This window comes from Methanomassiliicoccales archaeon LGM-DZ1, from assembly GCA_030168595.1.
In the GTDB taxonomy this organism is placed as follows: Archaea; Thermoplasmatota; Thermoplasmata; order Methanomassiliicoccales; family Methanomethylophilaceae; genus Methanomethylophilus.
Window position 1 is genome coordinate 1,358,110 of record CP115556.1, and the last position, 22,802, is coordinate 1,380,911.

General features: G+C 61.2%; 35 protein-coding genes and 1 tRNA gene. 25 read left to right on the forward strand and 11 right to left on the reverse strand.

Annotated features, from left to right (window positions below):
* Nucleotides 1-3: 3 nt before the first annotated feature.
* The 6 genes from O8W32_06770 to O8W32_06795 form a co-directional block, all read right to left on the reverse strand.
* Nucleotides 4-207, reverse strand: a complete 204-nt coding sequence (locus O8W32_06770) for an iron chelate uptake ABC transporter family permease subunit (protein WII08869.1) — start codon at nt 205-207, stop codon at nt 4-6.
* A gap of 19 nt (nt 208-226) precedes the next feature.
* A complete protein-coding gene (gene gatB, locus O8W32_06775) occupies nt 227-1,567 on the reverse strand; it encodes an Asp-tRNA(Asn)/Glu-tRNA(Gln) amidotransferase subunit GatB (GenBank protein ID WII08870.1) in 1,341 nt (446 codons plus the stop codon).
* Nucleotides 1,564-2,895, reverse strand: coding sequence for an amidase family protein (locus tag O8W32_06780; protein WII08871.1), 1,332 nt, complete (start codon nt 2,893-2,895; stop codon nt 1,564-1,566). Before O8W32_06780 ends, gatB begins: the two co-directional genes overlap by 4 nt.
* The gene (locus tag O8W32_06785; GenBank protein ID WII08872.1) at nt 2,892-3,164 is read right to left on the reverse strand and encodes an aspartyl/glutamyl-tRNA amidotransferase subunit C; all 273 of its coding nucleotides are present in this window, start codon (nt 3,162-3,164) and stop codon (nt 2,892-2,894) included. The genes O8W32_06780 and O8W32_06785 overlap by 4 nt, the downstream gene beginning before the upstream one ends.
* 58 nt (nt 3,165-3,222) lie before the next feature.
* Complete coding sequence (locus O8W32_06790; protein WII08873.1) at nt 3,223-3,828, reverse strand: DUF2284 domain-containing protein; 606 nt, start codon at nt 3,826-3,828, stop codon at nt 3,223-3,225.
* 65 nt (nt 3,829-3,893) lie between these two features.
* The gene (locus tag O8W32_06795) at nt 3,894-4,175 is read right to left on the reverse strand and encodes a hypothetical protein (GenBank protein WII08874.1); all 282 of its coding nucleotides are present in this window, start codon (nt 4,173-4,175) and stop codon (nt 3,894-3,896) included.
* A 279-nt stretch (nt 4,176-4,454) separates the two neighbouring features.
* On the opposite strand from O8W32_06795, the gene O8W32_06800 reads away from it, so the two are divergent.
* From O8W32_06800 to O8W32_06810, 3 genes are all read left to right on the forward strand, one after another.
* Nucleotides 4,455-5,003 carry a hypothetical protein gene (locus O8W32_06800; protein WII08875.1) on the forward strand — a complete coding sequence of 183 codons (549 nt, stop codon included), beginning with the start codon at nt 4,455-4,457 and terminating at the stop codon, nt 5,001-5,003.
* Nucleotides 5,004-5,311: 308 nt separating this feature from the next.
* On the forward strand, nt 5,312-6,565 hold the full coding sequence (locus O8W32_06805; protein WII10051.1) for an ammonium transporter: 1,254 nt from the start codon (nt 5,312-5,314) through the stop codon (nt 6,563-6,565).
* Between the two features lie 11 nt (nt 6,566-6,576).
* A complete protein-coding gene (locus O8W32_06810) occupies nt 6,577-6,957 on the forward strand; it encodes a P-II family nitrogen regulator (GenBank protein ID WII08876.1) in 381 nt (126 codons plus the stop codon).
* 290 nt (nt 6,958-7,247) lie between these two features.
* On the opposite strand, the gene O8W32_06815 is transcribed toward O8W32_06810, so the two are convergent.
* The 3 genes from O8W32_06815 to rnhB all read right to left on the reverse strand — a co-directional run bounded on the left by O8W32_06815 (nt 7,248) and on the right by rnhB (nt 8,370).
* Nucleotides 7,248-7,325 (reverse strand) — tRNA-Met (locus O8W32_06815).
* Between the two features lie 55 nt (nt 7,326-7,380).
* Nucleotides 7,381-7,713 (reverse strand): SCP2 sterol-binding domain-containing protein, encoded by a 333-nt coding sequence (locus O8W32_06820; GenBank protein ID WII08877.1) that lies wholly within the window; start codon nt 7,711-7,713, stop codon nt 7,381-7,383.
* Between the two features lie 6 nt (nt 7,714-7,719).
* Nucleotides 7,720-8,370 (reverse strand): ribonuclease HII, encoded by a 651-nt coding sequence (gene rnhB, locus O8W32_06825; protein ID WII08878.1) that lies wholly within the window; start codon nt 8,368-8,370, stop codon nt 7,720-7,722.
* Between the two features lie 115 nt (nt 8,371-8,485).
* Between rnhB and mptA the strand changes: the two genes are divergently transcribed.
* Entirely contained in the window at nt 8,486-9,391 is a 906-nt protein-coding gene (gene mptA, locus O8W32_06830) for a GTP cyclohydrolase MptA (GenBank protein ID WII08879.1), read from the forward strand.
* Between the two features lie 200 nt (nt 9,392-9,591).
* Here the strand turns inward: mptA and O8W32_06835 are convergent, their stop codons facing one another.
* Nucleotides 9,592-10,353 (reverse strand): C15orf41 family protein, encoded by a 762-nt coding sequence (locus O8W32_06835; protein WII08880.1) that lies wholly within the window; start codon nt 10,351-10,353, stop codon nt 9,592-9,594.
* A 4-nt stretch (nt 10,354-10,357) separates the two neighbouring features.
* Nucleotides 10,358-11,728 carry an FAD-dependent oxidoreductase gene (locus O8W32_06840; GenBank protein ID WII08881.1) on the reverse strand — a complete coding sequence of 457 codons (1,371 nt, stop codon included), beginning with the start codon at nt 11,726-11,728 and terminating at the stop codon, nt 10,358-10,360.
* Nucleotides 11,729-11,849: 121 nt separating this feature from the next.
* Here O8W32_06840 and O8W32_06845 point away from each other — a divergent pair, with 121 nt between their 5' ends.
* The 21 genes from O8W32_06845 (at nt 11,850) to O8W32_06945 (ending at nt 22,800) form a co-directional block, all read left to right on the forward strand.
* Nucleotides 11,850-12,851: an archaeosine biosynthesis radical SAM protein RaSEA gene (locus O8W32_06845; protein ID WII08882.1), complete on the forward strand. Its 1,002-nt coding sequence runs from the start codon at nt 11,850-11,852 to the stop codon at nt 12,849-12,851.
* Nucleotides 12,829-13,197, forward strand: a complete 369-nt coding sequence (locus O8W32_06850) for a DUF5611 family protein (GenBank protein ID WII08883.1) — start codon at nt 12,829-12,831, stop codon at nt 13,195-13,197. The genes O8W32_06845 and O8W32_06850 overlap by 23 nt, the downstream gene beginning before the upstream one ends.
* Before the next feature lie 300 nt (nt 13,198-13,497).
* Nucleotides 13,498-14,502, forward strand: a complete 1,005-nt coding sequence (locus tag O8W32_06855) for a 50S ribosomal protein L3 (protein ID WII08884.1) — start codon at nt 13,498-13,500, stop codon at nt 14,500-14,502.
* Between the two features lie 5 nt (nt 14,503-14,507).
* Nucleotides 14,508-15,284, forward strand: a complete 777-nt coding sequence (rpl4p, locus tag O8W32_06860) for a 50S ribosomal protein L4 (GenBank protein WII08885.1) — start codon at nt 14,508-14,510, stop codon at nt 15,282-15,284.
* Nucleotides 15,281-15,562 carry a 50S ribosomal protein L23 gene (rplW, locus tag O8W32_06865; GenBank protein ID WII08886.1) on the forward strand — a complete coding sequence of 94 codons (282 nt, stop codon included), beginning with the start codon at nt 15,281-15,283 and terminating at the stop codon, nt 15,560-15,562. The genes rpl4p and rplW overlap by 4 nt, the downstream gene beginning before the upstream one ends.
* 9 nt (nt 15,563-15,571) lie before the next feature.
* Nucleotides 15,572-16,270 carry a 50S ribosomal protein L2 gene (locus O8W32_06870; protein ID WII08887.1) on the forward strand — a complete coding sequence of 233 codons (699 nt, stop codon included), beginning with the start codon at nt 15,572-15,574 and terminating at the stop codon, nt 16,268-16,270.
* 5 nt (nt 16,271-16,275) lie between these two features.
* The gene (locus tag O8W32_06875; protein WII08888.1) at nt 16,276-16,737 is read left to right on the forward strand and encodes a 30S ribosomal protein S19; all 462 of its coding nucleotides are present in this window, start codon (nt 16,276-16,278) and stop codon (nt 16,735-16,737) included.
* Between the two features lie 11 nt (nt 16,738-16,748).
* Nucleotides 16,749-17,204 carry a 50S ribosomal protein L22 gene (locus tag O8W32_06880; GenBank protein WII08889.1) on the forward strand — a complete coding sequence of 152 codons (456 nt, stop codon included), beginning with the start codon at nt 16,749-16,751 and terminating at the stop codon, nt 17,202-17,204.
* A gap of 1 nt (nt 17,205) precedes the next feature.
* Nucleotides 17,206-17,916: a 30S ribosomal protein S3 gene (locus tag O8W32_06885; GenBank protein WII08890.1), complete on the forward strand. Its 711-nt coding sequence runs from the start codon at nt 17,206-17,208 to the stop codon at nt 17,914-17,916.
* Between the two features lie 2 nt (nt 17,917-17,918).
* Nucleotides 17,919-18,122 carry a 50S ribosomal protein L29 gene (gene rpmC, locus O8W32_06890; GenBank protein WII08891.1) on the forward strand — a complete coding sequence of 68 codons (204 nt, stop codon included), beginning with the start codon at nt 17,919-17,921 and terminating at the stop codon, nt 18,120-18,122.
* Nucleotides 18,122-18,421: a stress response translation initiation inhibitor YciH gene (gene yciH, locus O8W32_06895; protein ID WII08892.1), complete on the forward strand. Its 300-nt coding sequence runs from the start codon at nt 18,122-18,124 to the stop codon at nt 18,419-18,421. The genes rpmC and yciH overlap by 1 nt, the downstream gene beginning before the upstream one ends.
* A gap of 4 nt (nt 18,422-18,425) precedes the next feature.
* Nucleotides 18,426-18,680 (forward strand): ribonuclease P protein subunit, encoded by a 255-nt coding sequence (locus O8W32_06900; GenBank protein WII08893.1) that lies wholly within the window; start codon nt 18,426-18,428, stop codon nt 18,678-18,680.
* A 5-nt stretch (nt 18,681-18,685) separates the two neighbouring features.
* A complete protein-coding gene (locus tag O8W32_06905; protein WII08894.1) occupies nt 18,686-19,018 on the forward strand; it encodes a 30S ribosomal protein S17 in 333 nt (110 codons plus the stop codon).
* 1 nt (nt 19,019) lies between these two features.
* Entirely contained in the window at nt 19,020-19,418 is a 399-nt protein-coding gene (locus tag O8W32_06910) for a 50S ribosomal protein L14 (protein WII08895.1), read from the forward strand.
* Between the two features lie 10 nt (nt 19,419-19,428).
* Nucleotides 19,429-19,800 (forward strand): 50S ribosomal protein L24, encoded by a 372-nt coding sequence (gene rplX, locus O8W32_06915; GenBank protein ID WII08896.1) that lies wholly within the window; start codon nt 19,429-19,431, stop codon nt 19,798-19,800.
* Complete coding sequence (locus O8W32_06920; protein ID WII08897.1) at nt 19,797-20,504, forward strand: 30S ribosomal protein S4e; 708 nt, start codon at nt 19,797-19,799, stop codon at nt 20,502-20,504. The genes rplX and O8W32_06920 overlap by 4 nt, the downstream gene beginning before the upstream one ends.
* A complete protein-coding gene (locus tag O8W32_06925; GenBank protein WII08898.1) occupies nt 20,501-21,019 on the forward strand; it encodes a 50S ribosomal protein L5 in 519 nt (172 codons plus the stop codon). Before O8W32_06920 ends, O8W32_06925 begins: the two co-directional genes overlap by 4 nt.
* On the forward strand, nt 21,016-21,162 hold the full coding sequence (locus tag O8W32_06930; protein ID WII08899.1) for a 30S ribosomal protein S14: 147 nt from the start codon (nt 21,016-21,018) through the stop codon (nt 21,160-21,162). The genes O8W32_06925 and O8W32_06930 overlap by 4 nt, the downstream gene beginning before the upstream one ends.
* A 10-nt stretch (nt 21,163-21,172) precedes the next feature.
* A complete protein-coding gene (locus O8W32_06935; GenBank protein ID WII08900.1) occupies nt 21,173-21,562 on the forward strand; it encodes a 30S ribosomal protein S8 in 390 nt (129 codons plus the stop codon).
* Between the two features lie 9 nt (nt 21,563-21,571).
* Complete coding sequence (locus tag O8W32_06940; GenBank protein WII08901.1) at nt 21,572-22,129, forward strand: 50S ribosomal protein L6; 558 nt, start codon at nt 21,572-21,574, stop codon at nt 22,127-22,129.
* On the forward strand, nt 22,126-22,800 hold the full coding sequence (locus O8W32_06945) for a 50S ribosomal protein L32e (GenBank protein WII08902.1): 675 nt from the start codon (nt 22,126-22,128) through the stop codon (nt 22,798-22,800). The genes O8W32_06940 and O8W32_06945 overlap by 4 nt, the downstream gene beginning before the upstream one ends.
* Nucleotides 22,801-22,802 lie beyond the last annotated feature (2 nt).

Here is a 22,802-nt window from a genome sequence, read left to right on the forward strand (position 1 = left end):
GTTTCAGAACCATACTTTCTTAGCTCCCTTCACCAGCAGGAAGATGAATATCGGGCCGCCGAATATCGCGGTTATGACTCCCACAGGCATGCCTGAGAACGTGATCATCTTGGCTATGCAGTCGCACACCACCAGGATGGCCGCCCCGCACGCGGCGGAGCAGGGCAGGAGATGCCTCAGGTTAGAACCCACCAGCACTCTGGCCATGTGAGGGGCCTAGAGCCCCTCAGATCCTCGAGTCCGCTATCCTCTTCGCGGCCGATACCACGTCCGAGGAGGAGAACTTCCCCGGTGCGGTCTTCATGACGTGCCCTATGGCGCTGTTGAGCGCCTTGGTGTTGCCCTTGGCGTAATCAGCAAGGACCTTGGGGTTGGTGTCCAGGAAGTCCGTGATTATCTTCTCGAGGTCGCCCGCATCTGCCGAGGCGGTCTCAGCGTCGACGCCCGTCATCTCCGACTTGATCTCGATGGAGCACTCCGTGTCGGTGATCTTCCCGCCGGCGAATCTGCAGATGGTGCCGAGCACGGCCTCCGGGCTCCTCCCTGCCGCCTCCATCTCCTTCCAGGAACCGGCCACGGGGCCGGCCACCAGTTTGACGGCGAGGTCCTTGCCGTATTCGGCAGCGACTGTTTCGAAGAACTGTGCCAGATCGATGGATGTGGAGACGAGCTGCTTGGCCATCTTCTCGGGTATGCCGTACTGCGCGGACAGCCTCACGGTCATCTTCGCAGGGCTCTCCCTGATGGTAATGCCCTCGGCCATCTTCCCGATATGGAATATGCCCAGGTCGGGCTCGTCGATGTAGCCGTAGTCGGCCTCGAACTCCTTCTTCCTCGCAGAGTACGTTATCCCGCGGGACTCGTCGAAGTTCCTGGTCTCCCTCTCGATCTTCCCTCCGGCCTTGAGTATCTTGATCTGCCTGACCATCTCGTACGTGAGGGCGCGCTCGGCGTTCTTCACGCCGGTGACGTTCTTCACCTCGCACCTCTCCTTGCCGATGGAGATGTTGCAGTCGCAGCGGATGCTGCGCTCCCCGTCCGCCGGCATGTCGATGGTGGCGCGGATGTCGGCGATGAGCTGGGTCAGGAACTCCCTCGCCTCCGCCGGGGTGGAGATGTCGGGCTCGGTGACAATCTCCGCCAGGGGGACCCCCGAGCGGTTGTAGTCGATCAGCGAGTACATGTCCGAGGTCCTCTTGGTCTTCCCGGGGTCCTCCTCCAGGTGGATCCTGGTGATCCTTATGGGCTTCTTCCCGTTCAGCATCACCAGCCCGCCGGTCCCGATCGGGTGGTCGTACTGGGTTATCTGGACGCTCTTGCTCATGTCCGGGTAGAAGTAGGTCTTCCTGGAGAACCAGGTGGTGTCGGCGATCTTGCAGCCGAGCATCTTGGCGAGCATGATGCCGTACACCAGGACCTGGCGGTTCAGGACCGGCCTGGAGCCGGGCATGCCGAGGCACACCGGGCAGACGTGGGTGTTCGGGGCCTCCGCGTCGGTGGTGGGGCAGGAGCAGAACATCTTGGACCTGGTGGGCAGCTGAACGTGGACTTCCAGACCGATCTTCATACCGACACCTCCGGGCGCCTGAGGTCGAATCTCTTCCCCCAATCCTCCGCCATCGTGAGGAGCATGTCCTCGTTCCAGTGGTCGGTCACGAACTGCATCCCTACGGGCATGCCGTTCTCGGAAGAGTAGCCGCAGGGGCAGTTCAGGTGCGGGGTGCCGGCCAGGTTGGGCGGCACGGTGAGGAAGTCGGCCGCATAGTTCTCGACCGGGGTCATCTTCGAGATATCGCTGAATTTGGGCGATACGAAGGGCATGGTCGGGGTGAGGACGGCGTCATGGTTCTCGAACTGCTTCCTGTACGCGTCGATGACTTCCAGCCTGACCTGGAGGGCCTTGGCGTAGTACCTGTCGCGGAAGCCCTCCATGCGGGTGTAGGTGCCCAGCAGGATCCTGCGCTTGGCCTCGTCGCCGAAGCCGGCGGTCCTGACGTCGGTGAAGTAGTCATCGAACTTCTGGGACAGGTCGCCGTCCTGGCGGCCGTAGCGCATGCCGACATAGCGAGCGAGGTTGGTGGAGGCCTCCGAGGTCGCGAGGACATAGTAGGCCGGGATGGCGTACTTCAGCTCGGGCATGCTCACGCGGTCGACCTCGATGCCGATGGATTTGAGCTCCTCGAGGGCGCTGCCGAACGCCTCCCTGACATCGGCGGCGACTCCGGAGAGCGCCTCCTCGGGCACGGCGACGGAGGAGATCCTGGAATGTGCCAGCTTCAGTTCGGGCTGGGCGCATGACGTGGGATCCCTCGGATCTTTTCCTGCGATGACGGGGAGGTAGCGGGACAGCTTGGACGGGTCGGCGGACAGCAGCCCGACCTTGTCCAGGGAGTTGCCGTAATCGATCAGGCCGTAGCGGGACACGCGCCCGTAGGTGGGGACGATCCCGTAGACCCCGCAGAAGCTCGCGGGGCAGCAGATAGATCCGCCGGTGGACACTCCCAGCGACACATGGCCGTCCAGGACGGCGGCCGCGCAGGCCGAGCCGCCGGACGACCCGCCGCAGGAGCGCTCCAGGTCGAACGGGTTCCTGGGTATACCGAAGGCCGAGTTGGCCGAGAAGGTCCCGAAGCCGAACTCATCCATGTTGGTCTTGCCGATGAGCTTCCCTCCGGCGGCCTTCATCTTCTCGATGGGCGCGGCGTCGAAGACGGGGCGGTAGCCCTCGAGGATCCTCGACCCGGCGCAGGTCTCGAACTCGCTGGACGTCAGGTTGTCCTTGGCGGAGAAGAGGAACTTCGCATCGCCGGGGGTGCCGTCCTCGCAGAAGGCCCTGAACATCTGGTATCTCTGGTTGATCGCTTTCAGCCGCGACATGGTCTCCGCGTCGCTCATACCAGCTTGGGCCCCCTGACGTAGTTCTCGTAGGTCTTCATGTCCTTCAGGAGCTCGGCGGGATCGATGTCCTGGCGGGGCTCGTCCTCCCTGGTGATGTCGGCAATCTCCACCGGGTTCACCCCGATGCCGTCGTGCCCGGGGGCCTCGTCGAGGACCTTGAAGTAATCAAGTATGTCGGCGAGGTCCTTCGAATATCTGTCCAGCTCCTCATCGGTGAGCCTGATGTGCGCGGTCCTCGCGACCCGCGCAACCGTTTCTCTGTCCATTGCATGGCCTCCGGGGGCCCGGCGACGGGCCCCTCATTGGTGCGCGGATTGGTTTGTTTTATAATAGAATTGCGCGTTCGGCGCTTCTTCGCTGCCCTGCTGCCGGCGCATCGGCCTTCTCATTGTAGAAGATCAGCCCGTAGAAGGTCACATGGTCCTCCTCGAACCTGAACTCCAGGCCGTTGTCCTCCAGGTACTCCATCAGGAGGATGCCGTAGGCGCTCACCGAGTCGACCCTCTGGTCGGGATGCCTGCACTCTCCGGGATAATTGCATTTCCCGCAGTAGTTGCATCCTCCGTCGGACAGGCACATGCAGCTGTAGTCTCTTGCGCGGAGGAAGCTCTGCATCGTCCTGAGCAGGTTCTGGAGCTTTCCGGAATAGGATTTCAGGGCATCGGCGTCCTTTATGTCGACCCTGTAGCGATGGTAGACCACCGCTGCGTGGCCGTATTTCCTGATCTTCCCGAGGCATGAGGCTATGTTGCCGGCCCCCGGAGGGCATCCCCAGTTGGTGCCGTAGCATTTGCAGACGTTCTGCTCGCACATGTGCCTGCATTTCTCGGCGTCCCTCACCGTAAGCCTCGGAAGGGCGATTTCCTTGAATTCGAAATCCGGGCATCCTGCAGCCCTCGCCACCTGGTTCCAGAGATCCTCGATGGACATACCCAGAGATTGGCATTCGAAGATTATAACCTTTCAGCGCGGAGAACGGCCCGGTGCCGCTCCCGTCATTTCCTGCGTCCCTTCCCCGAGCGGAACCAGACGCTGTTGGGGTCTTTCATGGGGACGGTTTCGGGGTGGCAGCGCCTGCACGGGCGGTGGCCCTGCGCTTCGGCCTCCTCGCGGGTGCTGTAGAAACGGATCTTCTGGCGGATCGGGATCCTGCCGGAACAGGAAGGGAGGCAGTACACCTCGGAATCATATGCCCCGTAGAAGAAGACGCCGTCGAAGTCCTTGTCCCTGCGGAGGACTATCTCGTACATTTCATCTTCCGAAAGCGTCAGCACCATCGTATATCAGATGGTGCTGGATGCTATAATGGTGTTTGCGCATATCTTCGCATTTCAGGCTCGGATTCCCTCTATCGGTCCTTTCCTGCGATCGGAGTTTGTTTTTTTTTGCGGGAGAAACGGCCGCCGGCATGCCCGGGATCGGCCGCCCAGATATCATATGAACTTCATCGGACCTGCCGAAGGCCCGAAGAGCGCCCCCTTAGAGCGGCCTGTTTCATGTTCAGACCGTCAGGCGGGTTACAAAGGATTTATTAGCCGCGCGTCATGGCATATAGCATGGCAGATGAGATGGATGGTCAAGCCCCCGAAAGGGACCCCGCCGTTCAGAAGAAGTTCGATGCGGCCATGAAGGCCATGAGCTCGGGCGATTTCAAGAAGGCATACAGCGCGTTCAAGAAGTACTCCTCCGAATACCCCGACGATGCGGAAGGATGGTACTACACCGCAGAGTGCGGGAACTATGCCTCCGGCATGTTCGGCGCCAAGGTGAAGACCGAGGACATAATGGCGGCCTACACCAAGGCCATCGAACTCAGCGGGAGCGCCGATTACTATCAGTCCTACGGGCTGTTCTGCATATCGGTCGGCAAGTACGACGAGGCGGAGAAGGCGTACAACGAGGCGGCTGAGATTGATGAATCGATGTCCCCGACCTACTACTCGGAGTTCGCCATCGAGTACTACAACGCGATCATGGCCAGTTATGCGGACATCGCTGACGATCCCAAGTCCGCGGCGGCCCTTGCCCCGTACAAGAAGAAGGCCCTGCAGTACCTCCTCAAGGCGATAGACATGTCACCTGAAGAGGCCAAGAGCCTTCTCTGAAGATCTATCAAACATCTTGCCGCCTTCGGGCGGCCGGTTCTTTTTTTCAGCGATCTGCGGACTTCGGGGATTTCCGCAGTTTGCAATGTCTGTTGATGGACGTTACTGTATATTTCAGTCCATCCATATGGCCTTTGTTTTACGAATTTCGTATTTTAGAGATTATTTTATGGTTATATTCAAATATCATTAGACATTTGTCTAATTTCGAAGGAAAAAACAATTCAATCGTGGTATCAATGAGGTCATCAGCAATCGCAGCGGCGGGAATCGCATTCCTGGCAGCCACAATCGCAGCAATAGTCTTGGTGTCGCCCGTTTCATCGGCAGATGACGGCTCAGCGGCCGCAAGCGTCAATGTCACCATCCCTTGGATCCTTGTGTGCTCCGCGCTCGTGTTCATCATGGTGCCCGGAGTCGCATTCTTCTACGGAGGTATGCTCAGAAGGCAGAGCATGACCTCTATGATCGCCCAGTGCCTCGCGGCTACCGCGGTCATGGGCATATCCTGGATTGTCGTCGGCTACTCGCTCGCGTTCGGCGGCGATGCTGCCCTCATCGGTAACCTCGATCACGTCCTTCTGAACGGCATCGACGAATTCGACATGATGGACGGCGGCGAGATCTCCTACCTGGAGTTCGTCCTCTTCCAGATGATGTTCGCCATCGTCACTGCCACGCTCGTGCTCGGTGCATGCGCTGAGCGCATCCGTTTCAACGCGATTATACTCTTCCTCATCTTCTGGTCGGTCCTCGTCTACGCTCCCATGGCCCACTGGGTCTGGGGAGGGGGGCTGTTCGACCAGTATCTCACCGTCCTCGACTTCGCCGGAGGGACCGTGGTCCACATCTGCGCCGGAGTGACCGGTCTGGCACTGTGCATATTCGTCGGTCCCAGACTGGCTGGGACCCGCAAGTCCTCACGCGCCCACAGCATACCCATCGCTTTCCTTGGCGCCATGCTGCTGTGGTTCGGATGGTTCGGGTTCAACGGAGGGTCCGGCCTTCTGGCCGATGCATCCGCAGTCCATGTGTTCTTCACCACCCAGGCCGCCGCTGTCTTCGGCATGGCCGCGTGGGGAGTCGCCCAGTACATCAAGGTCGGGAGGGTCGGCGTCCTCGGGCTCATCGCGGGAGCGATCGCGGGGCTCGTCGCCATCACCCCCGGTGCGGCGTACCTCGGGTTCACCGAATCGATGTTCACGGGGGCGGTCGGCGGGGCCCTGTGCTTCTTCGCCGTCACCTTCATACACTCCAAGCTGAAGTTCGATGATGCTCTGGATGTCTTCGGCGTCCACGGCGTCGGAGGGATCTGGGGAGCGATCGCCACCGGCATCTTCGCGGACCCGGACCTTTCCGGCGGCGTCGCCGGGCTCATCCACGGCGGCACCGACCTGTTCATCGGGCAGATCGCGGCAGTCGCCTTCACCGTCATCTTCTGCTTCGCCATGTCGTATGCGATCATCTGGGTCATCTCCAGGTTCATGAAGGTCCGCATACCCGAGGCCGAGGAGTCCATAGGGCAGGACATCGTTGAGCACGGGGAGCCGGCATATCTCTGAGGTGAAATGGAATGAAGATGGTCGTAGCGATAGTGCGCCCCGAGAAGTACCAGGACGTCAAGGACGCCCTCAAGGCCAAGGGGATCACCGGGATGACGTTCACCCACGTCACCGGCCGCGGGAAGCAGGCAGGGGTCAAGTTCACCAACAGGGTCGGCGAGTTCGTCGTCGACGAGATCGAGAAGGTCAAGATCGAGATCGCCGTCGAGGACGATCACGTCCCCTGCGTGATCGACACTGTCTGCAAGGCCGCCAAGACCGGCCGGAGCGGTGACGGATGGATCTTCATCGTCCCCATAGACGAGGCTGTGAGGATCAGCACCTACAAGACCCCTGAGGACTCCGGCGGGGAAGCTCCCGCCGAAGACCGGGGCGGGGAGGAGGAACCCTGAAAAGGTCCGGGCAGGTGAACGGGCCCGGAAGGCAATCTCCTCCATCAGAACGCTTCTCGGACCGCAGGGTCCATCCCTGCGGCCCGTTATTTTCAATGTTAATTTTTCAATGTCGATCGGCCGATGAGCCGATATCCTGCATGCATCTCGGCAGGCAGTTTCTCTCTCGACCGTGCAAGCGGCCGTCTCGGAACAAGGCCGCATCGATGATCAGGCCCTGTATCATCAAGTATGCTTGAACAGGACAATGGCGCCCCAATCCCTAAGAAGGCGGCAGGCTGTAAAACGTATGGTAGCGAGGGGTCGATTTGAACGACCGATCTCCGGGTTATGAGCCCGACGGGATATCCTGGCTACCCTACCTCGCTATGATGTGCCCTACACTTGGCTTACTATTTAAATTTCGTGAAGGGCGAAACGGTTTCAGAAGAGCTTCTTCAGGAACATCAGGTCCTGGATCTTGCCTTTGATCGAGATCTTCTTGGTCACGTACGCACGCATGGGCCTGAGGTCCCCGTCGACCAGCTGCTGGAAATACTCCGGGGTGGTGGTGACCGTGATGTCCGCACCTTCTACGAACTCCGGTTTGAAATCGGAGATCTTCGCATCGGAGAGCTTCATGGAGTATTTCTCCTCTCCGAGGTCGAAGTTCACGGTCTTCACGAGGTCTTTCGTCTTCTCGTGAACGTCTGCGTCGTCGGCCATCCTCTTATTGGCCTTATCAATGAGTTCCTGTATGGTCGCTTCCATGGTCATGGTCAATCACCAATCGTCCAGTGTCGTGTTCTTTCCTTTCGAGAGCATTGCCTTGACAGGTTCCCACGATTTTCTAGCGTGTGGCGGTGCACAGCGGTGGTTCTTAATCCATTTTTCTATGAAGTCAACGGTCACGGGGTCGCTAGGGTAGCCGGAGCCTACCGGCATGCCGAACTCCCCGCGGTAGCCCTCCACGATGCGGTCCCTGGTCACCTTGGCCATAATCGAGGCGGCCGATACCGTCGGGTAATTGGCATCGGCCTTATGCTCTGCCTTGACCGTTATGCCCCCGGCCATCCTGGACAGCGTCCCGGCGAACCTTCCGGTATTGGGGTCGGGGCAGTCGGCGACCGCGAGGTCGCAGGGGTGCATGGCCGCGAGCGCGGCGAAACGTTCCAGTTCGATCATGTTCAGGGATTTGGCGCTCATTTCGGAGTCGATGGTCTCGGCCTCGATGACCGCGACCTCCCAGTGCGGCACGGTGCGCGCGATCTCATCATACAGCGATTCCCTCTTGGCGGGGGTCAGCATCTTGGAGTCCTTCACGCCGAGCTCCCTGAGGGCGGCGTCATCGTCCGACCATACGGCACCCACGACGAGAGGCCCGAGCATCGGCCCGCGGCCGGCCTCATCGATCCCGCATATCATCGTGCCCATGCGGCCTCCATGCAGCTGCGCGGATAAATCGGGAACGGTCGTGCAGCGGATGCCGTCCAACCCTCTTTCGGGTTATCCTATATGATTTAAGTAATTCGTTCTTTACCGCTGTCATATGGCATTGAAGTGTGACGTGCAGTACAGCAGGGGATCCACGGGGTTCAGGCTCTCTAAAGTAGGGGTCTCCGGCGTGCGCAAGCCGGTCCTGATCGCAAGGCCCGGGATGAACAGCCCCCTGAGCAACGTCGTCAACTGCTCATTCGACATCTTCGTGGACCTTCCGGCCGCGCAGAGGGGCAGCCACCTGTCGAGGAACGTCGAGGTCCTCAGGGCGGTCGCCGAGGAGAGCATTTCCCATCCCGTCGACGGCCTGGAGAACCTGGCCGCCGATATGGTCAGGAAGCTCCTCGTCAAGCACGAGTATGCCATGAACGCCTACGTCACCATCACCGCCGAGTACTTCAGGCCCAGGAAGACCCCCTCGGGCAGGGACACCCTCGAGGGCTACACGCTCCTGGCGGGCGCCACCGGCACCAGGGACGGGGAGATCAGGAAGACCATCGGGTGCGAGGCCGTGGGCATGACCGCCTGCCCCTGCGCCCAGGAGACCGTCGGGGAGCTCCTCAACGTCGAGGACCCCGGCTTCCCCATGATGTCCCACAACCAGAGGAACGTATGCTCCATCGTGATCACCACCGGGCCCGAGGAGAGCATCGAGGCCGATGATCTGATCGATCTCGCGGAGAAGTCAGTCTCCAGCCCCACCTTCGAGCTCCTCAAGAGGGAGGACGAGGGAAGGGTCGTCATCAACGCCCATGAGAACACCCGTTTCGTGGAGGATGTCGTGAGGAACGGCCTCACCCTGGTCGTCACCAACTTCCCGAAGCTTCCCGATGATTGCGAGGTCAAGGTCTCTTCCGACTCGGAGGAGTCCATCCACAAGCACAACGCCTATGCCGAGCGCACCGCCACCATGGGCGAGCTCCGCGAGGAGTTCGCGCAGAAGGTCCAGGCGCTCTGAAGATCCTTTTTCAGGCGTGTCATGCCTGCGGAGGGGCGCTCATGCCTCTCTGCAGATCTCCTGGGACAGTGTTTCCGCCCCGTACTGTCGTTCTGCCCGGGGAACTCATCCGGGCACTCCGGCGGCCGTTTTATGAATCTACTTTGAAAAAATGCAGACGGGCGCCGCAGGCATGGCCTGCTCCGCCGTCTGCGACTGGCTCAGATCCTGCTGAGCTTCTTGTCCATGATCCCGATGTCCTCGACGGTTATGCCGTCGGGGGCCTCGAGGCCGTCGAGATGGCCGGTCCAGTAGACGACCACTCCGGGGCCGAACAGCTCGGTATAGGGGATGAGCTGGTTCTTGCAGTTGTAACGGAACTCCACGGCATCGCCGAACGAGGCCTTGCTCTCGATCCAGCGGATCTCCCTGCCCTCGAACTCCATCGGGGAGTCCAGGAGGCAGTCGGGGGTCTTGCCGGTCGCTCCGGCGGCCCTCTCCTCCTCTTCCGTTTTGTATGAAACGTCTTGGCCGTCCAGCCATTCCCAGAGGAGCCCTTCTCCCCATTTCCCGCGTTCCTTCTGCCTCTGGTCGGCCTGGGGGGAGTAGACGATGTCCTTCTCGGTTGCCTCGCGCAGCTCGGCCGCGGTCTCGGGGCTGTCCAGCAGGGAAGGGTCGCGGACGTATTCCCAGAAGACCTTCTTGGTGCACCCGTCCTCGAGGAATATGGTCATGGCCGTCAGCATCGGCGGGTATCCCAGGCGGTCGGCGATGGAGCAGATGCTCTCGCCGCCGGTCCAGTCGCGGAGGATCTCCCTGGACTTCTTCCTGACCGTGTGGAACTTCTTCTTGACGGTCCTGTTGACCTTCTGGGTATACAGGGTCTCGAGGAAGCGGGCATCGTAGCCCTCTCCCTCCAGGCGCTCTATGTCGTCCTTGCTGTTGAGCTCGCCGTAGATCCTGGAGTACTCTCCGTATTCCATCGGATCACTGTCTGAACTGCCTGACCAGGTCCTCGACGGCGGCGAACACGGGCTCCCTCACCATGGCGGTAGGGGGGCAGTAGGCGTTCTCGCCGTTCGCAAGGAACTCCTCGGCAGTGGTCCCGGCGGCGATGACCGCCGTCATCCAGTCGATGCGTCCGGTGGTGTTCTCGCCTGCGACGATCTGGCACCCGATGATGCGGTGGGTGGCGCGGTCCCCTATGACCTTCACGGTCATGCGCTTGGCGCCGGGGAAGTACCTGGCGCGGGTGAGGCCTTCGGCCCTGCCGGTGGCGGTGTCCGCTCCGTACCAGGAGGCAAGTCCCAGCGACATCCCGGTGCCGGCGATCTCCATCTCCCCGATGGGGCTAACCCACGGGCTCAGGGTGGGCCCGCAGATCTCGCGGCGGCCGACGGCGTTGGTCCCGGCGACCCTGCCCTCCTTGACGTCGGACGATCCGAGCTGGCTCATGGTGGGCCCGGGGTAGACCCCGGACTGGCACTGGATGACGTCCCCGCATGCGAGGACATCGGGCATGAGCCTCCCGCGCCTGTAGCACTGCATCGTGGGCGCGACCGCGACGGCGCCGAGCTGGCCGATGTCGAGGCCCAGCTGCTTGGCGATGTCGGTGTTGGCGCGGACCCCGGTGGCGAAGATGACGATGTCCGCCGGATAGGTCTTGCCCAGGGACTCGACGCCCTCGGCCTTCCCATTGCCGGTGACCTTCTGGACGGGCGCCTTCAGGACGATGGTGACGCCCTGGTCCTCCAGGTATTTCTGGACCTGGGCGGCCATGTCGGCATCCGCGATCCTGGGTATGACCTGGTCCATCATCTCGATGACGGTGACGTCCTTGCCGATGTTGTTGAGGGCGATGGCGAGCTCGAGCCCGATGACGCCCGCTCCGGCGATGACGACGTTCCTGGCGGTCTTCAGGCAGGCCTCTATCTTCCTGCCGTCCTCGACGGTCCTGACGGTGAACACGCCGGGGAGGTCCTTCCCCTCGATCGGGGGCACGAAGACCCTGCCGCCCGTGGCGAGGACCAGCGAGTCGTACTCGTAGGTCTTCCCGCCTGCGGTCACGGTCTTGGTGACGGTGCCGTCCTTGGCCCTGTCGTTGACGGCCGACTCCACCTTGGTGCGGGTCAGGACCTTTATCCTCCTCTCGGACGCGTACCACTCGGGGGTGTGCATTATCATCTGGTCCCAGGTGGACTTCCCCTCGAGGACCCAGGGGATCATGCAGGGTGAGTATGCGATATCGCAGTCCTCGGTGATCACGGTGATGTCCGCTTCGGGGTCTGCCGCACGGGCAGCGGACGCGGCCGACATGCCGGCGGCGCCCGATCCGACTACTATGACTTTCTTCGCCATTTGAATGCCTGCGTCGCCATGCCCCTATGATATTAAAAACACGCGAGGGCGGGGGCCCGCGTGCGAGTCCCAGCGGTCCGCCTGCCAAGGTTAATAATCTGCCGGGGCGTGCGGACGGGCGATGAAGAAGGAAAGAGTTCCGAGCGAGCCCGAGGCCGTCTGGTCCGAGAAGGACATGGCCGGAGGGGAGGCCGTGGATGCCCAGGTGATCATCCTGCGCACCAACGGCTGCTGCTGGGCCAAAGCGGGCAGGGGAGGCTGCACCATGTGCGGCTACCGCACCGCCTCCATGAGCGGGGTCACAGCGGAGGACCTCAACAAACAGGTCGATCTGGCACTTTCTAAATACCGCGGCGAGCCGTTCGTGAAGATCTACACCTCGGGGAGCTTCTTCGACACCGAGGAGATCCCGGCGGCCGTCAGGGACAGGATCTTCGATGAGTACGGCGGATGCAGGCGCATCCTGGTCGAGAGCCGTCCGGAGTTCCTCACCGGGGACCTGCTTTCCGTCCTCCCGCGGCAGATGACCGTGGCACTGGGCCTCGAGTCGTCCGACGAGGAGGTCCTCAGGACCTGCGTCAACAAGGGATTCACGGCCGCCCAGAGCAGGGAGGCCGGCATGCGCCTGAAGGACGCCGGGCTGGGGGTGAGGACGTACCTGCTCCTGAAGCCGCCGTTCCTGAGCGAATCCGATGCGATCGAGGATGCGGTGTCGTCCGCGCTCTTCGCCGATCCCTTCTCCGACGAGATATCGGTGAACCCCCTCAACATCCAGCACGGAACCGTCGTTGAAAGGCTGTGGAAGCGCGGCGAGTTCCGCTCCCCGTGGATTTGGAGCCTCATAGAGGTCATGAAGCGTCTGTCCGGGAAGGTGAACGCCAGGCTCATGAGCTCTCCCTCCGGCGGAGGGTCCCAGAGAGGGGTCCACAACTGCGGCGCCTGCGACCAGCGCGCGCTGGCCGCGGTGGAGAGGTTCTCCTTCTCGCAGGACCCCCGCGACCTGGACTGCGGCGGATGCGAATGTAAATCTACCTGGGAGCGCTATCTCGCCGCCGAGAAGATGCTGGGCACCGCCGACGATGTCGGCAGGGTGCTGGCCAATGAACTCAACATCAGAGGCTGAGAACGTGGAAGGAATGACGGAATTCGACATAAAGAGAGGCTGGTACAGCAAGATCGAGGGCGGGAAGCTGAAGGACATAATGCAGAACGTCTTCGGCTCCGTCAGGGAGGAGAACGGGGCCCTCGTCTCATCGTACGGCGCCATGTCCCGCATCGAGGCGAAGATCATCTCGAAGAGCGTCCTCGGGGTCTCCACCGTGAACGTCGAGAACGCGAGGGACCTCCCCGACGAGACCGTCCTCGACTCCAAGAGGAAGCTCAACGAGTTCCTCCTCGAGGCCACCGGGTTCACCCCCAAGGACCGCCTCAAGCGCGCCAAGGACAAGGCCAAGAACGGGACCCTGTGACCCGCTCGGCGGGCGGTCCGCCCGCGGCAGGCGCCAAACCCCTTCCCGCATTAGTTCCCGCGCGATTGTATTAATAAGAAAGCGGGGGCCACCTTTTTATATGCGATGTTGCTAGCACCCCTCAGATTGAGCACTCTGTGCCGACCAGACGTATCGGGCAATGCAGAAGCAACCCATCGTTCATTTCATGTCGGAAAACGACGTTTTTCGAGATGGATACGGCGTCACGGTCGGTTCACGAAGGCGTTCGTCTGATGAATCGCGAGGTTAGCGAAGATACCCTCGCAGGTATGTGGAAATATGCCGCAAACAAGACGCCCAACAAAGGGTTCCAGGGCATACGGCCCTAGGAAGAGAGCAAAGTCGCAGATGCCCAGGCTGGACAGCTGGCCCGAGATCTCCGGCGCGCCCAAGATACAGGGATTCGCCGGCTACAAGGCCGGGATGACCCACGCGTTCGTCGTCGACAAACGCGCGAAGAGCACCACCTCCGGCATGGAGGTCCAGGTGCCCGTGACCGTCATCGAGGTCCCGCCCATGAAGATCGCCGCCGTCAGGTTCTACGAGAACACCATTCTCGGCCTGAAGACTGCCGGCGAGGTCTGGGCCAAGGAAGCGGACATCGACCCTCTCCTGAACAGGAGGGTCAATGTGCCCAAGAAAGGAGAGCCCGACTACTCCAAGTTCGACGGCCTCGACATCGAGGACGTCCGCGTCCTCGCCTACACCCAGCCCAAGCTCGTGTCCGGCGTGCCCAAGAAGGTCCCCGACCTGATGGAGCTCAGGATCGGCGGAGGCAAGTCCGTGCAGGAGCGCGTCGATTACGCGAAGAGCATTCTCGGCAAAGAGGTCCCCGTGACCGATTTCGCCGCCGAGGGCGCCTTCATCGACGTCATCGCCATCACCACCGGAAAGGGATTCCAGGGAGCCACCAAGAGGTGGGGAATCAAGCTGCTGTCCCACAAGAACAGCAAGCACCGCCGCGGTGTCGCCAACCTCGGACCCAAGAGGCCCGGATACGTCAGGAGCACCGTGCCCCTGGCCGGTCAGATGGGATACCACCAGAGGACCGAGCTGAACAAGAAGATCATCAAGGTCGGAACCGACGGTAAAGAGGTCAACCCCCAGGGAGGCTTCGTCAACTACGGAGAGGTCAGGAGCACCTACGTCCTCGTCCACGGATCCGTTCCCGGTCCCGCGAAGAGGCTCATCAGGTTCAGGGACGGCACCCGCGTGCCCGCCAAGGCCGACACCAGCGCCGCCGAGGTAACCTTCGTGTCCACCCAGTCCCAGCAGGGAGCGTGATTCGAATGACCACAACCAACGTTTATTCCGTGAAGGGAGAGGTCGCCGGAACCGTCGATGTGCCCGCGGCGTTCGCCTCCGAGTACAGGCCCGACCTCATCAAGAAAGCGATCCTTGCCGCGGCAGCCAACGGAAGGCAGCCCTACGGACCCAACAAGATGTCCGGAATGAGGCACTCCGTCAGCACCTGGGGCAAGGGACGCGGTGTCGCCCGCGTCCAGAGGCTCCACGACGGAAGGAGGGCAACCCAGTCCCCTAACAACATCTCGGGACGCAGGGCCCACCCGCCGAAAGTCGAGAAGATCTGGACCCAGAAGGTCAACAGGAAGGAGCTCAAGATGGCCCGCCTCTCCGCCCTCGCCGCAACCGCCAACGCGGAGTGCGTGAAGGCCCGCGGACACGTCTTCGATGACAAGGTCTCCTTCCCCATCGTGGTCGACGACGCCCTCAACGAGGTCAAGACCGCTGCGGAGGTCAGGCAGCTCTTCGACGCCATCGGGATCGGATACGATGTCGACCGCGCGAAGGACGGGACCAAGATCCGCGCCGGAAAGGGAAAGATGAGGAACAGGAAGTACAGGACCCCTGTCTCCGTCCTTATAGTAATATCTGATAAGGACAGGAAGGCCGCCGTCTTCTCCGGCGCCGGCAACCTGCCCGGTGTGGATGTCGAGGAGATCAGCACCCTGAACACCAGCCTGCTCGCTCCCGGAGGAGACGCCGGAAGGCTCACCGTCTACACCAAATCCGCAATCGAGAAGATCGGAGAGTGGACCGAATGAAGCAGAGCGATGTGCTCATCAAGCCGTACGTGACCGAGAAGTCCCTCAACCTCATGAACGGGACTCCCATCCAGAAGTTCAAGGACGGCAACAAGATCGAGTTCCTGGTCAACAGGGACGCTGACAAGGCAGACATCAAGACCGCCTTCGAAGAGTACTTCGAGGTCAAGGTCGAGAAGGTCTGGACCAGAATCCAGAAAGACGGCAAGCATGCCATCATCAAGCTCGCGGAGGGCTACTCTGCAGAGGATGTCGGCACGAGGGTCGGAGTGTTCTGAGGTGAGATCATGGGAAAAAGACTGATTCCGCAGAGGAGAGGCTCGGGCAGCGACCACATGCGCTCCCCCTCCCACAGGCATGTCGACGACATCAGGATCCCCCACTACGCCCAGGCGGAAGGAACCATCAAGGACCTTATCCAGGCCCCCGGAAGGACCAGCCCCCTGGCCGTCGTGGACTTCGGCGGCAAGAAGAGCTACCAGCTCGCCGTCGAGGGAACCAAGGTCGGTCAGAAGATATACATCGGCACCAAGGACGCCGATGTCGGGAACATCCTCGCTCTCGGCAACATCCCCGAGGGAACCCTCGTCCACAACGTCGAGGGACAGCCCCTCGACGGAGGCAAGTTCGTCAAGACCGCCGGAACCTCCGCGCTCGTCGTCAGCCGCGGGAAGACCGTCGTCCTGACCATGCCGTCCGGAGAGCTGAAGGAATTCGACCCCAACTGCCGCGCAGTCGTCGGGGTCGTCGCCGGAGGCGGAAGGACCGACAAGCCCCTCGCCAAGGCCGGTAAGAACTACCTGACCCTCAGGTCCAGGTCTGTTGCGAACAAGAAGACGAGCGGTGTCGCGATGAACGCGGTCGACCACCCGAACGGCGGAGGAAGCCACCCGCATGTCGGAGGACCCAACTGCCACGGCAGGACCGCGCCTCCCGGCCAGAAGGCTGGATTCATCGCGCCCAAGAAGAAGATCAAGAGGAAGTGACCTAAATGGCAAAGAAAATCATGGGATCCGCGAAATCTTCCAGGAGAAAACTGAGGAAGAAGGCATCCGCGATCCAGGCGAGGAGGAAGAAGGAGTTCATGTTCAGGGGATACACCCTTGAACAGCTCCAGTCCATGCCCTTCGACCAGGTCCTCGAGCTCCTGCCGTCCAGGGCGAGGAGGACCTACCTCCGCGGGCTGAACTACGAACAGCAGATCGTCTACGACAAGCTGTCCGGCGAGAACAACGGAGTCGTCAGGACCCACCGCAGGGACCTGCCCATCCTCCCCTCGTTCGTCGGGAAGACCGTCGCTGTATACGACGGCCACCAGTTCGTCAACGTCGACATCAAGCCCGAGATGATCGGATGCAACCTCGGCGAGTTTGTGATCAACAGGAAGATGCCGCAGCACTCCGGACCCGGAGTCGGTGCGACCAGGTCCTCCAAGTTCATGCCGCTGAAGTGAGGTGTCGAATCATGGCTACAAACAAAGGCTACACAACTGTTTCGGACCCCGACACCACCGCCAAGGCCCTGTCCAAGGAGCAGCCCATCTCCCCCAAGTTCGCCCGCGAGGTCGCGGGTCTGATCAGGGGGATGAAGGTCCCCGAGGCCAGGAAGACCCTGGAGGGCGTCATCGCCAAAGAGGTCCCCGTTCCCCTGAGGAGATACAACAAGCGTGTCTCCCACAAGGCGAACGTCGGGCCCGGAAGGTATCCGGTCAAAGCGTCCAAGGCCATACTCGCCGCTCTGGAGAGCGCGGCCTCCAACGCCGACTACAAGGGACTCGACTCCGCATCCATGGAGATCTCCACGATCTCCATCTCCCGCGGACAGGTCATCCCCGGGCACAGGCCCAGGGCGCAGGGACGCGCCACCCAGTGGAACCAGGAGACCGCGAACATCGAGATCATCCTCTCGGAGGTTGAGTGAAATGGCATCAGAAAGGAAATTCGTCGCCGAGAACGTCCGCAGGGTCCTGCTCAAGGAGTACCTCATGAAAGAGGTCTCCCGCGCGGGATTCGGCGGCCTCGACGTCCAGAGGACCCCCATGGGGACCCGCATCATCCTCTCCACCGAGAGGCCCGGGCTCGTCATCGGCCGCCGCGGCCAGACGATCAAGAACCTGACCACCGTCATCGAGGACAGGTTCGGGTTCGAGAACCCCCAGATCGAGGTCGAGGAGGTCAAGGACGTCTCCCTCAACGCTCAGATCATGGCTGAGAAGCTCGCCTTCTCCCTCGAGAGGGGATGGCACTTCAGGCGCGCAGGCCACGCGACCCTCAGGAGGGTCATGGACGCCGGCGCCCGCGGATGCTACATCATCGTCGCAGGGAAGCTGAGCGGACAGAGGCACAGGACCGAGAAGTTCAAGGAAGGCTCCATCAAATACTGCGGTGAGCCCAAGATCCAGTTCGTCGACCACGGATACGCGGTCGCCAAGCTCAAGATGGGAATCATCGGAGTCACCGTGGAGATCATGCAGAACACCGCGAAGCTCCCCGCCGAGATCGCTGTCGCCGGAAAGGACGAGGCCGCCCAGAAGCTGCCCGACCTGTTCGGCCCGAACGCCGTCGCCGCGCAGGCCGCCCCCGCCGAGGGAGCAGAGCCTGCCGAGGCCGCGCCCGCTGAGGAGGCGCAGTGACCATGGCAGCACTCAAGGTCGCCGACATCAGGAAGATGTCCGCTGAAGAGCGCAACGAGAAACTGAAGGAGCTCAGGAACGAGCTCATGCACGAGAGGGGTGTCTCCGCTATGGGAGGCGCTCCCTCGAGCCCCGGCATCATCCGCTCCCTCAGGCTCAGCATCGCCCGCATCCTGACCGTCCAGAAGGAGGAGGAGAAGCTCTGATGTCTGAGATCTGCCCGAAGTGCGGCCTGCCGAAAGAGCTCTGCATGTGCGAGGAGATCGCACGCGAACAGCAGAGCGTCAGGATATCGATTGACAGCCGCAGATACGGTAAGACCGTCACCGTCATCGACGGCATCGACGGCAACGACATCGACATCAACGACCTCGCGAAGACTCTCAAGAGCCGCTGCGCGGCCGGCGGCACCTGCAAGGACGGGCGCATCGAACTCCAGGGCGACCACAAGAAAAAGGTCAAGGCCGTCCTGGAAGAGATGGGATTCCGCACCGAAGTAAGGTAAGCAGATGAATCGCACCGAATTCATGAGATCCGAACTCATAGGCCTCGACGTGAGTGTGCTGTCAGCGCCGTTCTCCGGTATATCCGGAAGAGTGGTCGACGAGACGAAGAACACGTTCACCATTGAATCGGCCGGAACTGAGAGAATGGTCCCCAAGTCGGGGAACGAGTTCAGGTTCATGTACAACAACGAGCAGATAGACATCGAAGGAAGCAAACTCCTTCACCGACCCGAAGACAGGATGAAGAAGGTTAGGTGAGAAAAATGACAGCAGAAATCAGGAACATCGGCATCGAGGTCAAAGCACCGCAGGGCGAGTGCAGCGACCCGTGCTGCCCCTTCCACGGAACCCTTTCCGTGAGGGGACAGGTCATCGACGGAGTGGTCGCAAGCGTGAAGATGAACTCAACCGTCATCGTGAAGCGCGACTACCTCAAGAAAGACGAGAAGTACGAGAGGTACATGAAGAAGTCCGCAAGGTACGCGGCCCACGCGCCCGCCTGCCTCGGGCTCAAAGCGGGCGACTCCGTGAGGATCATGGAGTGCCGCCCCATCTCCAAGACCGTTTCGTACGTCGTGATCGAGAAGAGGGACTGAGATGAAGGGAATCGCAGGACACCAGATCAGGGGAGTGCAGCAGGAGACCGAGCTCACGGTCATCGACAACACCGGAGCCAAGGTCATCTCCATCATCACCGTTCCCAGCTACCACGGCGTCAGCAGGAGGATCCCCAAGGCCGGAGTCGGCGACTTCGTCATCGCCTCCGTCAAGAAAGGGACCCCCGCCATGAGGAGGCAGATCGTCTTCGCCGTCATCGTCCGCCAGAAGCGCCCCTACAGGCGCCCCGACGGCACGATGATCTTCTTCGAGGACAACGCGGCCGTTCTCGTGACCGACACCGGAGAGACCAAGGGAACCGACATCAAGGGCCCCGTCGCCAGGGAGGCCGCCGACAGGTGGCCCAGGATCGCAGCGACCGCGAGCACCATCGTGTGAGGCAATGGACATGGTTAGCAGCAAAGCAAGGGTGCAGAGGAAGGCTCAGGCCAACGCCCCTGCGCACACTAAGAGGAAAATGCTCTCCGCCCATCTCAGCGATGAGCTCGCGGAGAAGTACGGCAGGCGCACCGCGAGGGTCTGCGAAGGCGACACCGTCGCGATCGTCCGCGGAGACGAGGACATCAAAGGGACCGAGGGAAAGGTCGTCGAGGTCTTCACCAAGACCGGACGCGTCTCGATCGACGGAGTGACCATCAAGCAGGCAGACGGGACCGCCGTCGCCCGCCCGGTCCACGCCTCGAACCTCGTCATAGTCAAACTGAACCTCGAGGATCCCCTCAGGTCCAAGATCCTCGACAACAAGGAGGCAGCAGAATGAGCGACCACATGAAGAGACTGGCTATGCCCAGGACCTGGGCCATCCCCAAGAAGACCCACGTCTGGGCGGCCAAGCAGAGGCCCGGAGCGCACTCCGTGGACGAGTCCGTCCCTGCCGGCATGCTCCTCAGGGACATGCTCGGTGTCGCGGACACCGCCAAAGAGGCCAAGAGGATGATCGCCGACCGCGACCTCATCGTCAACGGCAAGAAGGTCAAGGACGCCAAAGCGCCCGTCGGGATCATGGACACCGTCAGCATCCCGAAGCTGAACGCGAACTACAGGATGCTCCTCACCGGCAAGGGGAAGCTCACCGCCGTCCCCATCTCCGAGGAGGACACCAAGTGGTCCCTGTTCAGGGTCGAGGGCAAGAACAAGGTCGCCGGAGGCAAGCTCCAGGTCAACCTGTCCTCCGGGAGGAACATCCTCATCAGCGAGAACAAGTACAAGACCGGGGACACCCTCAAGATGACCTTCGAGGGCAACGAGGTCCTCGCAGTCTACCCCTACGATGTCAACGCCGTCGTGCTCGTCATCAACGGACGCCACGCCGGAAAGGTCGAGACCATCGCGTCCGTCAAGGACGGGTCCGCGACCGCCGCCGCCACCGTCACCTTCGAGAGCAAGACCGAGACCGTCAAGGACAACGTGTTCGTCATCGGCACCGGCAAGACCGAGATCGTTCTTCCGGAGGCTTCCGAATGAGCGAGAACGTCATGAGGGACCTCCGCATATCGAAGATCTCCGTCAACATCGGCGTCGGCGAGGCCGGCGAGAAGCTCGTCAAGGCCCAGAAGGTCCTCGAGATGGTCACCGGGCAGAAGTCTGTCCAGACCCTCTCCAAGACCGTCAACAGGGACCTCGGCATCCGTGAGGGCATGCCCCTCGGATGCAAGGTCACCCTCAGGGGAGAGAACGCCGAGAAGTTCCTCGCCCGCGCCCTGAGCATCAGGGAGAACCGCGTGTACGAGTACTCCTTCGACAAGGAGGGCAACATGTCCTTCGGTATCTCCGATTACACCGACTTCGACGGCATGAAGTACGACCCCGAGATCGGGATCTTCGGAATGGATGTCAACGTGGTCATCCGCAGGAAAGGCGGAGAGCGCGTCGAGAGGAGGGCTCTCCTCAGGAAGTCCATCCCCAAGGAGCACCGCGTCGGAAGGGACGAGGCCATCCAGTTCATGAAAGACAAGTACAATGTCCAGGTGATCGAATGAAGCCCAAGAAACAGTACGGCAGGCAGGTCGGATGCGACCGCTGCGGCCGCAGGCGCGGTATTATAAGGAGGTACGGGATGCACCTGTGCCGCCAGTGCTTCAGAGACATGGCCCCGGAGCTGGGCTTCAAGAAATATTCGTGAGGTGACATGAATGCAGAGCGATCCACTCAACGACGCAATGTGCGTCATAAAGAATGCATCGGTCAACGGAAAGGCGGAGTGCATCATCGCACCCTCCTCGAAGCTGATCGGCCGCGTGCTCAAAGTCATGCAGGACTACGGATACATCAACCAGTTCGAGTTCGTCGAGGACGGCAAAGCGGGCAAGTTCCGCGTCCAGCTCAAAGGAGCCATCAACAACTGCGGTGTCATAAAGCCCAGGTATTCCGTGAAAGTCGCGGACATCGAGACCTATGAGGCGAGGTACCTCCCCGCCCAGGATTTCGGGGTCCTCATCTTCACCACCACCGACGGCGTCGTCGCCCAGGACAAAGCCAAAGAACTCGGCATCGGCGGAAAACTGCTTGCATACGTGTACTGAGGAACAAAGATGACAGTTGCAGGGATAATCGAAAGCCACATCGCCATACCCGATGGGGTCACCGTCTCTCTGGACGGGAACACCTTGACGGCCAAAGGGCCCAAAGGTGAACTGAGCAGAAACTTCTCGCACCCCCGCGTGAATGTCGTCGTTGCGGACGGGAAAGTCACAGTCAGCTGTGAATACCCGAGGATCAAGGACAAGGCCATGGTCGGAACCTACGCCGCCCACATCAAGAACATGATCAAGGGCGTCACCGTCGGGTTCACCTACCACCTCAAGGTCGTGTTCTCCCACTTCCCTATGAAAGTGACCGTCAACGACAAAGAGAAGAGGGTCGAGGTCAACAACTACATGGGAGGGCACGCCCCCCGTTACGCCGTCATCGTCGGCGACTCCAAGGTGAAGATCAGCGGACAGGACATCACTGTCACCGGCATCTCCATCGAGGACGTCGGCCAGACCGCGGCCAACATGGAGAAGTCCACCATGAGGGGAGGCTTCGACAAGAGGGTCTTCGAGGACGGTATCTACATTACCGGCAAGTCGCACAAGGTGAAAGAATGACCGTAAAGGAGTTCAAGGACCTTCCGGGATTCTCCGACAAGAACACTGAAGAGCTCTCGTCGATCGGGATCACCACCGTTGACCAGCTGAAGGATGCTGTCAGCGACGAAGAGAAGTCCAAGGAGATCATCAAGGCGCTCACCGGCGTCGGCCCCAAGACCATCGAGAAATGGCAGGCCGCGTTCGCCGGCGAGGAAGTCAAGGCCCCCGCGAAGAAGGAGGCCAAGGAAGAAGAGGCCGCAGAGGTCGTGGAGGCAAATGCCTACGCGGTCCAGCCCAAGCCCGAGCTCGACGACGAGACCGTCGAGGCGCTCGCGCAGAGGGCCGTCATCAGCGGCAAGCGCCCTGCTTTCAAGAGGCAGGAGTGGTACAGATACAAGATGCTCGGCGAGATGTGGAGGAAGCCCCGCGGAATCCACTCCAAGATGCGCAGGAGGTTCAAGAAGCGCCCTGCGATGGTGGAGATCGGCTACCGCGGACCCGCCAAGGCCAGGGACCTCCATCCCTCGGGATTCGAAGAGGTCATGGTCTACAACGCCGAGGACCTCGAGAAGATCGATCCCAAGAAGCAGGCAGCCCGCATCGGAAGGACCGTCGGAACGAAGAAGAGGGTCGCGATCGAGGACCGTGCCAAAGAGCTCGGTATCCGCGTCCTAAACAGGATGGTGTGATC